Annotated in this window: 13 protein-coding genes and 1 riboswitch; of the genes, 10 read left to right on the top strand and 3 right to left on the bottom strand. The window is 33.6% G+C overall.

Annotated features, from left to right (window positions below):
• The first annotated feature begins 221 nt into the window (after positions 1–221).
• From MJG50_RS02705 to MJG50_RS02690, 4 genes are all read left to right on the top strand, one after another.
• Complete coding sequence (locus MJG50_RS02705) at positions 222–1,211, top strand: helix-turn-helix transcriptional regulator (RefSeq protein WP_240252475.1); 990 nt, start codon at positions 222–224, stop codon at positions 1,209–1,211.
• 9 nt (positions 1,212–1,220) lie between these two features.
• Entirely contained in the window at positions 1,221–2,759 is a 1,539-nt protein-coding gene (locus MJG50_RS02700; RefSeq protein WP_240252474.1) for a hypothetical protein, read from the top strand.
• Between the two features lie 50 nt (positions 2,760–2,809).
• A complete protein-coding gene (locus MJG50_RS02695) occupies positions 2,810–4,306 on the top strand; it encodes an AAA family ATPase (RefSeq protein ID WP_240252473.1) in 1,497 nt (498 codons plus the stop codon).
• 237 nt (positions 4,307–4,543) lie between these two features.
• The gene (locus MJG50_RS02690) at positions 4,544–6,262 is read left to right on the top strand and encodes a hypothetical protein (protein WP_240252472.1); all 1,719 of its coding nucleotides are present in this window, start codon (positions 4,544–4,546) and stop codon (positions 6,260–6,262) included.
• A gap of 230 nt (positions 6,263–6,492) precedes the next feature.
• Here MJG50_RS02690 and MJG50_RS02685 read toward each other — a convergent pair whose 3' ends face one another.
• Positions 6,493–8,343 (bottom strand): WG repeat-containing protein, encoded by a 1,851-nt coding sequence (locus MJG50_RS02685; RefSeq protein ID WP_240252471.1) that lies wholly within the window; start codon positions 8,341–8,343, stop codon positions 6,493–6,495.
• Positions 8,344–8,430: 87 nt separating this feature from the next.
• Positions 8,431–8,513, bottom strand: a riboswitch (cyclic di-GMP riboswitch).
• A gap of 341 nt (positions 8,514–8,854) precedes the next feature.
• Between MJG50_RS02685 and MJG50_RS02680 the strand changes: the two genes are divergently transcribed.
• The 4 genes from MJG50_RS02680 (at position 8,855) to MJG50_RS02665 (ending at position 10,488) form a co-directional block, all read left to right on the top strand.
• Positions 8,855–9,280 carry a DMT family transporter gene (locus tag MJG50_RS02680; protein ID WP_240252470.1) on the top strand — a complete coding sequence of 142 codons (426 nt, stop codon included), beginning with the start codon at positions 8,855–8,857 and terminating at the stop codon, positions 9,278–9,280.
• A gap of 12 nt (positions 9,281–9,292) precedes the next feature.
• On the top strand, positions 9,293–9,679 hold the full coding sequence (locus MJG50_RS02675) for a Crp/Fnr family transcriptional regulator (protein WP_240252469.1): 387 nt from the start codon (positions 9,293–9,295) through the stop codon (positions 9,677–9,679).
• Positions 9,680–9,741: 62 nt separating this feature from the next.
• Positions 9,742–9,990: a helix-turn-helix domain-containing protein gene (locus MJG50_RS02670; protein ID WP_240252468.1), complete on the top strand. Its 249-nt coding sequence runs from the start codon at positions 9,742–9,744 to the stop codon at positions 9,988–9,990.
• Positions 9,991–10,008: 18 nt separating this feature from the next.
• Positions 10,009–10,488 carry a DMT family transporter gene (locus tag MJG50_RS02665; RefSeq protein ID WP_240252467.1) on the top strand — a complete coding sequence of 160 codons (480 nt, stop codon included), beginning with the start codon at positions 10,009–10,011 and terminating at the stop codon, positions 10,486–10,488.
• Positions 10,489–10,613: 125 nt separating this feature from the next.
• On the opposite strand, the gene MJG50_RS02660 is transcribed toward MJG50_RS02665, so the two are convergent.
• Together MJG50_RS02660 and MJG50_RS02655 are read right to left on the bottom strand one after the other, a co-directional pair.
• Positions 10,614–11,699, bottom strand: coding sequence for a metal ABC transporter solute-binding protein, Zn/Mn family (locus tag MJG50_RS02660; protein WP_240252466.1), 1,086 nt, complete (start codon positions 11,697–11,699; stop codon positions 10,614–10,616).
• 89 nt (positions 11,700–11,788) lie between these two features.
• On the bottom strand, positions 11,789–12,970 hold the full coding sequence (locus tag MJG50_RS02655; RefSeq protein ID WP_240252465.1) for a GTP-binding protein: 1,182 nt from the start codon (positions 12,968–12,970) through the stop codon (positions 11,789–11,791).
• A 317-nt stretch (positions 12,971–13,287) separates the two neighbouring features.
• Between MJG50_RS02655 and MJG50_RS02650 the strand changes: the two genes are divergently transcribed.
• On the top strand, positions 13,288–13,881 hold the full coding sequence (locus MJG50_RS02650) for a YitT family protein (RefSeq protein ID WP_240252464.1): 594 nt from the start codon (positions 13,288–13,290) through the stop codon (positions 13,879–13,881).
• Positions 13,882–14,395: 514 nt separating this feature from the next.
• On the top strand, positions 14,396–15,442 hold the full coding sequence (locus MJG50_RS02645; protein WP_240252463.1) for a DUF3231 family protein: 1,047 nt from the start codon (positions 14,396–14,398) through the stop codon (positions 15,440–15,442).
• Positions 15,443–15,528 lie beyond the last annotated feature (86 nt).

The following is a 15,528-nucleotide window of genomic DNA, read 5'->3' as shown; positions in this document are numbered from 1 at the left end:
GAATTCCTATTTGAATCAATTGACGGGGTTTTTAATGTATGAGGGTTAGGTAATTCCAGCAATCCAGCAAGAAACATAACCATTTCAGTAGAAAGTTTAATAGGTAATTTATACTAGGTTTTTTAATGGGTCAGAATAACTAATTAATTCACAAAACTTTTATTGGTGGACAATATATGTCCACTTTATGTGCTAATATTAAAATAAAAAGGTGCTTATTTATGGAAATAGAAATAAACAAACAAAGTTCGAAGGTAAATAGGCTTTTTACTATTTATGAAAGGCTAATACTAGGAGAAACTCTTAATAAAAGAGTTATCGCACAAAAATTAGGAGTTAATGAAAAAACAATTCAAAGGGATATATCCGATCTCAATGCATTATTAACAGACTCTTTAATACATCCACGTGCATTCATTGCCTATGATTATAGTTCAAAGGGATATAAAATTAATTTGGATGAATTTCACTGGCTAGAAGAGAAAGAAGTACTTGCTATTTCAAAGGTATTGCTAGAAAGTAGGGCATTTTTAAAAAATGAAATGGTAGCTATTTTAAATAAATTAAGCATGCTATGTGAACAAGGAACGAGGAAAAGAGTTGCAGAGTTACTTCGGAATGAAAACTTTCATTATAAACCAATTAATAATAGTAGGGAGCTTTTGCAAACAATCTGGGATATTAGTGATGCTGCTAGAAACAAAAGGAAAGTGAAGATTTCTTATAAGAAGGAAAAAAGTCCCGAAGTATCGACACGAATACTCCACCCATTTGGGGTAATTTTCTCTGATTTTTATTTTTACTTAATTGCTTATATAGATGGTTATGATTTTGAATTCCCGGCCATATATCGTTTAGATCGTATTCAAAATTATGAAATAACCAACTCCCATTTTCGAATAGACCATCAAAGTAGATTTGAAGAAGGTGAATTTCGTAAACGAGTTCAATTTATGAAAGCAGGTAAATTGTTAAAAGTAAAATTCAGGTTTTGGGGTCCATCAATAAATGCAGTATTGGATAGATTACCAACAGCTGAGGTAATCTCACTTGATGATGGGATTGCAACAATTGAGGCAGAAGTTTTTGGTAATGGTGTTCTTATGTGGTTTTTAAGTCAAGCACAATTCTTGGAAGTGCTATCTCCGCTTGAATTACGTGAGGAAATGAAGGATACAATTCGACAAATGCTAGATTTATATAAGGAGTAGATGAAGAGGATGGAAAAAGTGGTTTTGGAGCAAAAAGTAGATGAGAAATTATTTGAGATTCAAGAAAAGTTTTTACATAGTTACGCAAATAAGAGTGAGAATATTACAGATGAACAGTGGCTTACTAAAGAGCTCAAAGAAGAATTACTAATAGCTGAAGAAGAAGCGGGAAAAATGAGTTCTGAAATATTCAATGTGATACTTATGCACCAATCCAATTATTCTTCAATGATGAATTCGCTTAGTGAAGGTATATCAAAGGAAAAATGGTTTTCAGACAAATTGACTGAAGCAGGTAAAACATTACCGCTAAATAACTTTGGAGAATACTTGTCTAGTATCGATGAGGCTATATTAGAAGCGAATACCGAAATGTTTAATACGATTATTACAAAGCAAGGAACTGTAAATCAAAACCCTAACCTAGATGGCTTTATTGCTGAACAATATAAAGCAAATACATTTAACCTTGATGCTGTTCTTAAGGATCGCAATGTTAAAGGGGAAGTGCTTAAACCTAAACCGGGAGAGACATATGGGAAAAATTCTTTGGATGGACAGATCAAAGATTTCGATCTTAAAAATCATTTGGGTGAAACGGGTAAAATTGCCCGTCGCTATCAAGAGAAATTTGGAGAAACAGCTGAAATAACTAAAAGGTATTTTGAAAAGGGTAGCTACCAAGGTCAAAGAAAAGGAGTACCGTTAGATCAAGTTGAAGACATACCAGGCTCTGAGGGTTTTTGGAGCTATAAAGATGTGAAGGGAAAAGGTCTAGAAAAAATTGAAGCTAAAAGGCTACAGAACGAAGTGCAGAAGGGGAACATTGATGCAGTAAAGGCAGATTGGAATTACTATCAAGTTAAAGACCTTAGTATTCAACTTGGACAAAAAGCAGCATTTTCTGGTGTTCAGGCAGCCGCAATAAGTGCAGGTTTCGATGTGGCGGTTAAAATGTATCAAGGTAAAGAAATTAAAAGTAAAGAAGTTATTGCAATAGCTTTGAACTCAGGGGCAGATGTAGGAGTTAAGGCGGCATTAACGGGTGCGGTAAAAGTAGCTTCTGAACGTGGATTGATCGCGGTAGTACCAAAGGGAACTCCAATAGGTGCAATTACAACAATGGTTTATGTAGGTGTGGAAAATGCAAAGCTTCTTGGTAAAGTTGCTTCAGGGGAATTATCATTGCGAGAAGGGTTGCAAAAAATGGAAGAAACAACTGTATCTACGACATTCGGATTAATCTCTTCTGCCATTGGTGCGGCGGAAGGGGCGCTTATAGGAGCTGCTGCTCTTGCATGGATTCCTGTGATTGGTCCAGGTGTAGGTGCATTTATAGGAGGGATAGTTGGGGGGACAGTCTCATATTTAGCTGGTTCAAAGGTAGGCGAGGCTGTATATTCTGCACATAAAAAAATACAAAACTTTGCGAAAGAAACAGCAAAAGGGATTGTAAATTCAGGTGCAAAGGTTGTTAAAAGTGTTTATTCTGGTGTGAAATCCGCTGTTAGTTCTATATCTAGAGGAATAAAATCTATTTTCAAATAAAATCAAATGCATATTGAATTATAAATAGTTAATCATGGAGGATTGAAAATATGACAATACAAAATCTTAAAAATCAAATTCAATTGTATATGGACGCACAATATCCAATGATTTATTTAAACACATTTGAAGAAACAAAGGTAGATGAGATCATTAGTAAAACCGTACAAACTGAAAATATTTTAGAATGGAATGCTTCAAATGGATTCATAGATTTTAAGACAAAGGTTTCTCTGTTTCAAAATTACTTGGGGTTAGAGGAAACATTAATATCTTTTTTACGTTCAAATGAAGGGGAACAAACTGTCTTAGTTCTAAAAGATGTACACCATTTTATTAATGAACCAAAGATTATTTCGATGTTAAAAGAATTAGCAACACGGATTTACAATGGTTCTGGAAATACTGTTTTTCTTGTAAGTCCTGTATTAAAAATTCCAGTAGAGCTCGAAAAATATATTTCAGTTTTTGAGTTAGAAGCACTTGAAACAGCTGAAATTAAAGAAACAATTGAAAAGTTTATCGAAACCTATGAGATTGAACCTCTGGAAGAAGATAAACTAGATGTCTTTTCGAATGCTTTTAAAGGTCTAACAGAATTTGAAATTATTAATATCCTTTCTCTTGCGTATTCATTAGAAGGTCAATTAAATAGAAGAACATTATCATTAATAATAGACGAGAAATTTCAGGTTGTGAAAAAATCAGGAATTATTGAAATGGTACAGTTAAAAGAAGAATTTTCTGATATTGGTGGATTGTCAAATTTAAAAAATTGGCTAGAAAAAAAGGCTACCATTTTTCAAAATATAAAAAAGGCTCAGGAATATGGCGTAGATTTACCAAAAGGTGTTTTAATTGTTGGTATGCCGGGTTGTGGAAAATCGTTAACTGCTAAAGCTGCAGCTCAGCTTTTTAATGTACCATTACTCCGTTTGGATATGGGCCGATTGCTTGGACAATACGTTGGAGAATCGGAAGCGAATATGAGAAAAGCAATAAAATTAACCGAAGCAATCTCACCTTGTGTCCTTTGGATTGATGAGGTAGAAAAAGCGTTTGCTGGTATTAATGGACTTGGTGGAGGCGGTGAGGTCTCAACGAGATTGTTTGGAAATTTTCTAACATGGATGCAGGAAAAAACAAGCCCTACTTTCGTCATTGCGACGGCTAACGATATTATTAATCTTCCACCAGAACTTTTAAGAAAAGGTAGATTTGATGAAATCTTTTTTGTTGATTTTCCAAATGAAAAGGAAAGAGAAACAATCTTTCAAATACATCTAAAGCGAAGAAGACAACAGGATTTACATAACATAAACATTCAAACTCTTGTTTCAAAAACAAAGGGTTATAGTGGAGCGGATATTGAGGGTGTTGTAATTGAAGGAATAGAAAATGCATTTTGTAATAAAGCATCAAGTGTAAAGACACAAGATCTTGAAGAAGTAATTAAGAAAACTCGATCGCTATCAGAGGTATTAAAGGATCGAATTGATGCTATGAATCAAAAACTTAAACACTACAACTTTAAATCTGCAAATTAAACAATTTTGTTGTCCGATAAGAATGGACATTGATTCTAGTTCGCTAATAAAGTGATGTGGAGATAAATGAATAATGGATATCGGCCAAGTTTTTGAAGTGCTAATGAAATAGGGAAATGCAATTGCTAAACAAAAGAAAAATAAGTTAGCACTTAATTTAAATGGAAAACCTGTCCGAAATTCAGATGAAATACGCAACAATTTTGATAGTGTAAAATTAGTAAGGGGGAGAACAAATTGCTGACTAAAAGAAAAATCAAGTTTGCACTAGTTTTAAATGGTGCATCCGTTAGAAATATAGAGGACTTAAAAGCAAATTTTGATGGAATAAAAGTGCTTGATTATTATGAAAGCGGCGAGTTGCAAAAGTGGTTAGAGCAGAGAAATTATCATCAACAAAAGGAAGCATTACTATCAATTACAAGCGGAGATCCTAAAGAAATAATTAACAATCTTTATACTATTTTTCAAGTACCGCAAAATGCGGGAGATGATTTGGAAGATATTGAGCGATTAATAGCTAAGAAAAACAAAAGGGAAATTATCGAGCAATATACATCTGATTCAACAGTTTTGAATCAACTTGAAGTAGTTGCTTTTTCCCAAGAAGAACTTGAAGGCATTCTGTCAAAAATCATGGGAAGGAACAATACGGTTTATTTACTAGGTGATAGTTTTCAAGTTAAGGACACTCAAAAAAATATTAGATATATAGGTTTGAATAATCCAACTGTGAATCTGCTTTCAGAAAGTGGAAAATTCAAACCTTTGGAGAATGGGATTACATTAGAAAACGTCAGTCTTTCTTCAAATAGCCCTATTCGCTTAGTAGATAAAGGAATAAATAATTGTAAAATTGATGAAAAGAAGCTCAAAATTAGAAGAGAATTCGAATCATTAAAAGAAGTATTCTTTTTTGATAGTAGAAAATATAACCTAGGTGAATTAAGCGTAGAGAGTATCCATTTATATAAAAATATTGTTGTATTATTGGGTAGTGATAATGAATTTTTTAATAAGAAAAATAAGATTATCCTTTTTGATATAGAAAAGAAAAAAGTTATCCAAACCTTTCTGACATACGAATATGTGCAATATTTATCAACGAATAGAGTGAAAAACGTCTTCTATTATTCAGAAGTGGATAGTTCAATTAATCATGACAGTAAAGGTTATTCATATAATCTGTATAAGATAGACTTAGATAATGGTTGTGAGAGGCAAAAGGTGAAAATTGGTTATTTATCACCGAAAAGTATGTGGCAAATTAGTCATATAATACCTTGTGGGGATAAGGTTTATTTATACGATACAAGAGAAAATGTGAATGATAGTGATAATTTTGCTATTGGATATCAATGTCATGATTTAGCTAGTGGAAAGTTAATAAAAGCGGACGAAGTAGAACATCATTATGTTCAAAAGAGAGGTTGGTGGGGCTTTTATACAGGAAGAAGCTATTATATGACAGATAATTTTGCTTATTATTTTATACATAGTGATAAGGCACTTTATATAAATCAGTCTAAAAAACCATTGATGCATTTTAACGGTCACCTCGGAGAGTTTGTTGTTCATAATGATATATTGGTAGCAACAAGTTGTGAAATAGGAAACGAAGGTGTTGCGAGGGAAAGTGAAGTAGAAGAAGGTTATTTAGCATTATACGATATAAAAAGTGGTAAGCTGTTGAAGAAAATTAAAGCCTACGATCGTCATATTGAGGGTATGCATCTTTATGAAGATGTATTAGTTACACACTCCAATGCTGATGATTTTATTAAGCTATGGGACATCCATACTATGGAGATAATAAGAACAATTTCATATGAAGAAATGGAAAGTCATTACAAGGGTAAAGGAAGCGTATGGACTTCTTTATATACCTTTGATTTTGACTTATTTGAAGATCAATTTGTAGTTAATATTGGTAATACGTTCTATATCTATGAATAATATAGGGTTACTATAATCTAAGAATATAGAGTCCGAGGTCTTATTCAACCCAACTTTATGTCACTATTATGGAAACTTAGTTTATTGGTAATAGAAATGTCATGGAAAATATTTAGAATTAGCTTTACAAAAAAAGACTTTTAAATAATGAAGCAGGAACAATTACGGTTTCCTGCTTCAATTGGGCAAATCCTATAAATAAGTAATCTCAAAGACTTATAGGATTCATTCTATTGTTTTAAAGCATCCTGTAAAAGCTTTCTTGTTCCGTCTATGACATTGATCTTAGATTGTAAGTTGATTAGGTCATACTCTAGATTACCAATTAGATCATTGATGGCGACTTCTTGTTTAGAAGTTGGATTGGATTGGTAAGCTTGCATCATATCTAGTAGCTCTTCAGTGCCTTCTATGAGTGGAGGAAGACCACCTATTAATTTCTGATGAAAGTCTTGGTAGGGTGGATCATTTGGGACATTAAGTCCTTCTAGTTGTTCTTGTAATTGCTTCCAATTGAATAATAATTCTTCGACTCCTTCGATTCCTTGTGGAGATGTGGTCAAACTGTCCTTTATTTGTAATGTTAGAACGTCTACAAAACTCAAATAATCTATTTTATGCTCAAACAGATCTTCTGAGGTTTCTTGAGCCTCGTTAGTTTCCTTAGCTTCCTGCTTGTCCTTCACTTCCTTTGGTTGAGTTTCCTTTACCTTCAATCCTGATGTTTCTATTTTCAGTAGATCTTCAAGGTCTACAATCTTTAAGGTATCTACATTTAGTAATGCTTCATTTGGCTCTGAATCTTTTGCATTTTCTCGATATTCAATTCGAACCAATTTCTTACTAGGTGTGTTATCATCACCGCCTTCATCAAACAAAGCGGCCTCAGTATCAGTAATCTTCTTTGACTCGTCGATTAGTACATTTCCATTGATGTCTACTAATTTATAATATTCATTTCCTTTAACAAAATATTTATCACCATATACTGCTCCAACCATATTGGTTACACTAAATACCTTTTTACCAGTGTAATCAAAAAAGTCTCCAGTTTGAGTATAGACCTCATCCTCTAAGTTATCTGATGATTCTCTTATGAAAATGAGATTTTCTGCTAAACCCATAGTAAAACCATCAGGCTGAAATTGTACATTGAAATTAGAGTCCACGACCGCATCGCCTTCCCCACCTACAACATCACCTGATACTAAAAATAAGTTGTGATATAAGGGATCTTCACCATTTTCAAGTGTAAAATCTCCTGTTTTATCAAAAGACTTAATTAATCTACCATCAAGACCTTCAACCCTTATATACCCGTCTGCATCTTCTTTGATAATTTTTCCGTCCAGGACTAGAAAATGACTGCCTTCATCTTCATGCTCTTCTTCATATACCTCAGTGTAGTTTCCCTGCTTATTAAAAAATCCAAATGAAGTGTATAAATAATCACCCTGAAACGAACCGTAAAAGTAGTCACTATCATCTAAATCTAGTTTTTCAAATCCTTCTTTAGCTAATTCTCCAACTTCCATTCCTTTTGTGTCAATGACGATGGTTCGTGAGTTACTGAGGTCATCACGATCTTCCTCAACAGTGTTTACAACTGCAACACCATTTGAAAAAATGTTGACAGATCTAAATATTGGGTCAATGACCCATTCACCTTTTGTATTTATGTATCCATATAGCTGAGCGTCGGGGTCCTCAGCTACTATTATTTCTCTCGTCTCTGGAATACTTGCAACGGCAAGCCCATCATGGAATTCTAAATCTGTAAATTTATATTCATTAGTTGGCTCCATCAGCCAATTAAAGTTATCATCAATCGTACCGACATACTCCGAACCGTCTTTTTCAAGTGAAACCAGATTGAGATTTTCACCGTAGGATATGACCGTTGTTATTTCAAATCCTTGTTCCGCAAGTGAAGGGTTTGATTCTTTTTCTTTTTGTGTAGTTTCAACCTTCGTAGTCCCCTTAGATGATTTACTCTCATTCTCTGTATCTTGGCAACCTGTTAGTAAAGCACCCGATAGTACAAGTAGTGATGTAGCAACTTTCCAATTTTTAAACCTCATTCTGTATTCCCCCTAGATGTCTAATTTTGAGCAAAAAAAAATCCCGCTTTTAATTAAAAGCAGGAAGATATCCGTTTCCCAATTAAATTCGGTAACTCAGCCACCATTGCCAAAGCATTAGGTCTGGAGCTTTGCGTCCTTACCTTTCGATAAGTTTGCCATTTCGTATAAGAGTAACAGTAGAATTTTACTACTGTTCTAGAAAAAAATCTATAGATTTTTTTGTTTTTTCATGCGAAGAGAAGGCTTGCCAACTGTCTATGTTGTATTTGATACACTTGAAGGAGAGATACTTAAAAAATGATTCGAAGTGGTAAAAATCGGAGGGAAAATTGTTTCTTTTTAACGTTTCTAATTTTACATAAGCTATTTTCAATATGACGTCTTTTGTGTTGATGTTAATCAATTTATTAAATAATTTATATGAATTCTTGGAAATGGGACATATGCCCTTTATCGATTTCATTCATCTATATTTTAATAGAGACAGAATATAGGGAGGTGCAAATTGATGAAGGGGGTTATATTCTCCATTGTTGCAGGGGTGTTTATTTCCTTACAAGGGGTATTTAATTCAAAATTGTCTGAGGTGCTAAGTCCGTGGCATACTACTACTATTGTTCATCTTGTTGGATTTATTACCTCTTTTATTATTTTCTTAATGATAAGGGATGGAAAATCTAAAGGTTTTCGTGAGGTTCCCTTTGCTTATTTAATTGGAGGAATGTTTGGGGTTGTTATTGTAATTGGAGAAATGAGGGCAATCCATATTCTTGGTATGTCATTAGCTGTGGCAACACTTTTAATTTCACAGTTAATATGTGCTTTCATTATCGATGTAAGGGGACTTTTCGGTGTTATAAAATTAAAAATAACCTCACAGCAAATAATAGGGATGATTATGATACTTGCTGGTATTGTTATCTTTAAATTATAAAAGGAGAATAGGATGAAAGAAATTATAGATAAATCTAGGATTCTTGATTATCTTGCACAATACGATTTAGAATCAATCTTTTCGGACGAAGTAAAGAACGATTTATCCCTTTATTCTTTTTTAAAAGGAGAGGCTCTCTGCACAAAAGGTGATGAATTACAGTCACTATATATGATAGTAAAAGGAAAAGTGAAAATTTTTAGAACATCACCCGAAGGAAACACACACATCGTCCGTTTCAAAACTCCATTGGCCATTATTGGAGATATTGAATTTGTAAATGGAATGAGCGTTATAAATCCTGTGGAATCTGTCACTGAAGGTGAGTTAATCGCAGTACGCTTTGATGTTTTGAGAACAATGCAGTCTAAACAGGTTGAATTCTTACAGTTTTTTTAAAAATAATTACACATAAATTATTCACTGAATCCCAATCAACGAGTTTCAATTTATTACTGCCTGTGGAAGTACGTTTAGCCAGTTATCTTTTATCTCTATCGACAGAAGAGGAAGGTAATATTTACTACAAAGAAATGAGAACTTCTAATCTTACAGAAGTAGCTGAAATAATTGGTACCAGTTATCGACACTTAAATAGAGTAATTAAAAAACTAGTTCTCGAAGGATTGATTGAACGTAAAAAGGGATCCCTTTATATAAAAGACCTACAACGATTGAGAGAACGTGCTAACGGACATATTTATGAATGAAAAAGGGGGACTAATGACGTGCAGGGAATTTTGTTTGCAATTTTGGCAGGCTTTTTTATTAGCCTTCAAACGATTTTTAATACTAGAGTAAGTGAAAAAGTTGGTTCTTGGGCTACAACTACCTTTGTTCTTGGACTTGGCTTTCTTACATCATTACCTATTTTTATTGCAATAGAAGATACACCACTTTTTTCCATTGGAAATGTTAACAAGCTATATCTATTTGGAGGAGTCCTAGGCGTGTTCTTAGTTTTTTCTATTATGAAAGGAATAAGTAGCTTAGGACCAGCTTATTCTATGTCCATTATACTTATTTCACAGATCGCTTCAGCAATTTTAATTGATACATTTGGATGGTTTGGTTTCGAAAAAGTGCCGTTTACACCCAATAAATTCTGGGGGCTATCCTTGATGGTACTTGGGGTGCTTGTATTCAAACTAAATAATTGGTCAAAAAATGAATTGAAAACGATAGAGGGAACTACGCAACAGGGGTAAGGAACTTTTATTCCTTTACAATATGGTGAGATAAATTGTAGGAACCTAATTGAACTATAGAGTACGGTGGTTCTGAGAATAGTGAAATTGATAGCATAAGTCCTAAAAGGACCTATGCTATTGAGTTAATTTAAAGCAGTATTCAATGTCTCAATATTTTTCCTCATTATACTGAAGTAATCCGCACTACTTTTAGCATCCTCTTCTGTTATAGATTCAAGGTTATGAAGGGTTAAGGCTTCCGCGTTTAATTCCTTTTGTACGATTTCGGATATTTTGGATGTTACGTTCTGATCAAACATTACAAACTTGATATCATGCTCTTTGGCTGTGCTGATAATGTGTGTTAACTCCTTTTGGGTAGGCTCATTTGACGGCGATAAACCGAGAACACTTATTTGCTTTATTCCGTACCTTGACTCCCAGTATCCGTAAGCGGCATGGGATACCAATATTTCCTTTTTTGAAGACTGGGAAACAGTACTCTCAAACTCTTGATCTAATAATTGTAATTCTGCAACTAATTCCTCATAGTTTCTTTCAAACTCATCCTTAGCCTCTGGTTTTAATTCCGCAAGAGTATGAAGAACTTTCTCCGCTAATTCCATTGCTAATTGAGGATCTAACCAAACATGTGGATCCACGCCACCATGATGGTGGTGATGTTCATCTGTTCCTGTTTGGGTGTCATGATCTTCCTCATGTTCATGATGTTCCTGTTCATCATCATGATCGTGGCTCTCTACGGAATTAGAACCAGTATGGTTGTGTTTATGCTCTGATTCCGATGTATTGTTATCATGGTTATGTTCTTCCTCTGCTTTAGCTAACTCCATACCTTCTGTAGCCTTCACGAGTTGCACTTTTTCATCCTGCAATGTATCAATAGCAGCATCAACGAAGCCTTCCACACCCGCACCAATATAAATAAGAGCGTCTGCTTCTGCAATCTCCACCATTGTTTTTGGAGTAGGTTCAAACGAATGGGCATCAGCCCCTGTAGGGAACACGTTTAAAACTTCGACATGTTCACTCCCAATTTTTTCAGTAAAGTCCTGTAGTGGAAATACTGTTGTAAAAATGGTAAGACGTTCCGAAGGGGTTTCCGTGTTTTTTCCATCATTTGAGTTACTACTCTTTTCTTCAGCGCATCCAAATAATAAGGTGGTTGCTACAATTACTAGTAATGAGATTAAATGTTTTATTTTCATAATTTCTCCTCTCAATCAAAATGATTACGATTTATTTCGCATATGGATATATACATCAGAATCATTCCGATTTAGTTTCTGTAAAAAATTTATATTACATATGAACTAGAAAATGGATCAGATAAAGTACTCCAGTCCGTTAACATTTCTTCATCTGATAATAAACATTTATCAAGGCTATTAATAAGTTGTTCTTGTTCCATATCGATTCCTATCAATACTAGCTCATTTTTCCGATCTCCAAAGGTAGGATCCCAATCCTCCAAAATTTCTGGTTCCTCAGCAAAGACTATTTCTCTTTCGATTAATGGTAGCGCAGCAATCCAATTTCCTACAGGTCGAAAGGTAAGGGAGGGACCAGCTTGTGAGAGTAAAATAGCCTCGTCATTTCTTGAAGCAATCCAGATAAATCCCTTTGCACGAACAACCTCGACTGGCCAATCTTCTAGCCATCTCAGGAGTCTCTCAGGATGAAATGGAGCGTTACTTCTATAGACAAACGATGATATTCCATATTCCTCCGTTTCAGGAGTATGTTCTTTATTTAATTCCTTAATCCATCCTGCTCCCACACTAGCAGCTTCAAAGTCAAATAGTCCAGTATTTAAGACCATATTAAGTGGTACATTTCCAAAACTTGAAAGAATAATTTCTGCATCTGGATTTAGTTTAGTTATGATAGCTTTAAGTTGAAGGACCTCTTCATCCTTAATTAGATCAGTTTTATTCAATATAATGACGTTTGCAAATTCAATTTGATCAATTAATAAATCTACAATATCTCTGTTATCTAATGTATCCACTGCTTCTTTTCGATCAAGGAGCGTTTCACCACTAGAAAAGTCATGCCAGAAACGACTGGAATCAACTACGGTCACCATTGTATCTAATTTGCAAAGACTTGATAAGTCAATTCCGAGTTCCTCATCAAAATATGTAAAAGTTTGAGCAACAGGTATAGGTTCACTGATACCAGAAGATTCGATAAGGATATACTCAATATCACCTTGATTTACTAATCGTTCTACCTCTACTATAAGATCTTCACGGAGTGTACAACAAATGCAGCCATTCTGCATTTCAACTAATTTTTCGTCTGTACGAGAAAACCCACCATTGCTTATTAGGGCTGCATCAATATTAATTTCACTCATGTCGTTGACAATAACAGCGACACGTAGGCCCTCTCTGTTTTGTAAAATATTGTTTAGTAAAGTAGTTTTACCTGAACCAAGGTAACCGCTTAAAACTGTGACAGGTATTTTTTTCATTTTTTTCCTCCTTGTTAAGTTTAAATCGTAATTATTTCGATTTATAAAGATAATAATACGACAGAACATTGAAAACTTCAAGTAATAACTAAATCATAAAATCTTCACAGTTATAGGGTTCAAATATATCAATTCCAATTGAGGTTTTTTCAAAAAAGGTATCTTCGTATGAACCTTCATATTTAATTCTTTTTGAAATAATTAATAGCATTTGCTTCACTTTCTACGGTTCTAATAAATGCCTATGTATATCATATACATCTTTTTTAAGCATATAGATATGGTATGTCCATTCAAGCAGGGGTGTATTGTAATATATGCTTTTTATAAAAAAAGGATTTGTAATAGTTATGGGAAGTATTTTGTTATCGGTTGGAATTAATTATTTTTTAGTTCCATACAAGATATTAGATGGGGGAATCATAGGAATAGGTCTAATTATTAAGTATCTATTTGGACTGAAAACAGGTTTAACAATTATTTGCTTAAGTATACCGATATTTACAATTGCGTGGTTTAAATATAAATCCTACTTTTATAATAGTTTGCCCGGTATCCTTATTTCTTCATTTTTCATTGATATTTTACAACCGATATCACATAAAATATTGTTTATGTTTGATGCTGCAATAAGTGCTATCATTGGTGGTGCGCTAATAGGACTGGGCTTTGGGTTGATGCTGAAATTTAAAACTAGTACAGGTGGAATAGACCTTCTTGCACTGTTAATCTCAGATTTTACAGGTGTAAATGTAGGTTTGTTAATATTAATTACTGATGCAATAGTAATAAGTATAGGAGGCTTCCTATTTTCAACGGAAACTTTTTTTCTTTCTGCTATATCAATTCTTTCCGGTGGAATTATTACTAGCATATGTAATTTGAAAGGTGATCAAAGAATAGCTTATTAGGAATCAAACAACCCTTGAAAATACATTGAATAAGTCATTTCCAAGGGTTTCATTTATTATTTCAACTCTTATAGTGAAAACTAGACTAAAAGATATGTTACGACTGTAAAAGCATTAACAAAATGGTTGGAAAGAAAAAAGTGAGCAAACAATACTCACTTTTTCTCTTTCAATGCAAAATCGAGATTACATAAAGAATATTCACTGCATTAGGCTAAAAACGGTTTTCTTAACAAGCTTCTTAGTTCAAATATTATTTTTCTAATTAATGAATTTAGTTTCAGTAGAATAATAAATAGATTTGGAACTAAGCTGAGTAGAATATTCAAAGTATATCCCTCCACATTGAAATTAGTGTTAAATCATAACACTTACATTATTATTTAATCGGAAAATCAATTCTATTCAATATCAATGATTTATCTTTTGCATTGAATCTGGTGATATGAATAATTTTTAATTTGAAGAAGAAACTATATAGAACATTACTTTCAATATGCAAGGAGTTTTTGTTGTGGAGCCAGTTGAGCCAATTAAAACCTCAAAAATAGAGACAAAAACAAACAATACTAATGAAAAATTAACCGCAGCTGAAATGGGTAAACTTTGGGTAACGTATACAGGTAATACGATGGCAAAGTGTGTTCTTCGTTATTATCTTCAACATGTTGATGACCAGGACATCAAAAAGGTTTTAGAAAATGCTCTCAATCTGAGTGAATCGCTTGTAAAAAGTATTAAAGAAATATTTATTCAAGAAGATTTCCCCCTTCCTATTGGGTATACAGAGGAAGACGTAAACTTAGGTGCCCCAAGGCTATTTTCTGATGAGTTTTATCTTCACTATTTGAAATATACAAGTAAAGCTGGATTGAGCATTTATTCGATTGCTATTCCTTTAATGATAAGACCAGATATAAAGGATTTATTTATCCATACTTTAGACTCTACAGTAAAATTTATTACACAAGTTAATGAGGTAATGGAAGCGAAAGGATTCTTAGCAAAGCCACCAACTATTCCTACTCCCGAAAAAGTTGATTTTGTACAAAAACAAAATTATTTAAGTGGGTTTTTTGGTAATATAAGACCTCCTCATGCTCTTGAAGTCGCGCATTTTTTTGATAATATTGAAAATAATGTAACAAGTAAGGCGTTATTAATTGCCTTTAGCCAAGTAGCCAAAACAGAAAAAGTGAAAAATTTTATGCTTAGAGGGAAGGAAATAACTAATAAACATGTAGAAATCAGTTCTGATCAATTACATAAATTTAATTTACCATCGCCACCATTATTAGATAACCTGGTAAGCACTTCTACTTTTTCGCCATTTTCCGATAAATTAATGTTATGGCATAAAATAGATATGTTTTCCATGAAAATAAGGTCTTATGCAAATGGTGCATCACTTAATGGAAGGCGTGACATTGGAGCGATGTACGCTAAGTTTTTAATGGATGTTAGTCTATACGTAGAAGATGGGGCCAATATTATGATCGAATATGGATGGATGGAGCAACCGCCGGAGGCCGTTGATCGTGAAAGTTTGACAAGGGACTAGAATGATGAAATGAAGAAAAAAGAAGCATTATAATTTTTGAGAAAAGATCCTACTTTCTTGTTGAAGCGGGATCTTTTTTCAATTTT

The sequence above is a fragment of the Fredinandcohnia quinoae genome (assembly GCF_022427965.1).
GTDB classification, from domain to species: domain Bacteria; phylum Bacillota; class Bacilli; order Bacillales; family Bacillaceae_L; genus Ferdinandcohnia; species Ferdinandcohnia quinoae.
The sequence above is the reverse complement of the archived record's forward strand: the minus strand, read 5'-3'. Positions and strand labels throughout refer to the sequence as shown.

Excerpts from the sequence above, each read along its gene's own strand:
- MJG50_RS02705 (WP_240252475.1), top strand. The coding sequence starts at position 222 with ATGGAAATAGAAATAAACAAACAAAGTTCGAAGGTAAATAGGCTTTTT.
- MJG50_RS02700 (WP_240252474.1), top strand. The coding sequence starts at position 1,221 with ATGGAAAAAGTGGTTTTGGAGCAAAAAGTAGATGAGAAATTATTTGAG.
- MJG50_RS02695 (WP_240252473.1), top strand. The coding sequence starts at position 2,810 with ATGACAATACAAAATCTTAAAAATCAAATTCAATTGTATATGGACGCA.
- MJG50_RS02685 (WP_240252471.1), bottom strand. The coding sequence starts at position 8,343 with ATGAGGTTTAAAAATTGGAAAGTTGCTACATCACTACTTGTACTATCG.
- MJG50_RS02680 (WP_240252470.1), top strand. The coding sequence starts at position 8,855 with ATGAAGGGGGTTATATTCTCCATTGTTGCAGGGGTGTTTATTTCCTTA.
- MJG50_RS02675 (WP_240252469.1), top strand. The coding sequence starts at position 9,293 with ATGAAAGAAATTATAGATAAATCTAGGATTCTTGATTATCTTGCACAA.
- MJG50_RS02660 (WP_240252466.1), bottom strand. The coding sequence starts at position 11,699 with ATGAAAATAAAACATTTAATCTCATTACTAGTAATTGTAGCAACCACC.
- MJG50_RS02655 (WP_240252465.1), bottom strand. The coding sequence starts at position 12,970 with ATGAAAAAAATACCTGTCACAGTTTTAAGCGGTTACCTTGGTTCAGGT.
- MJG50_RS02650 (WP_240252464.1), top strand. The coding sequence starts at position 13,288 with ATGCTTTTTATAAAAAAAGGATTTGTAATAGTTATGGGAAGTATTTTG.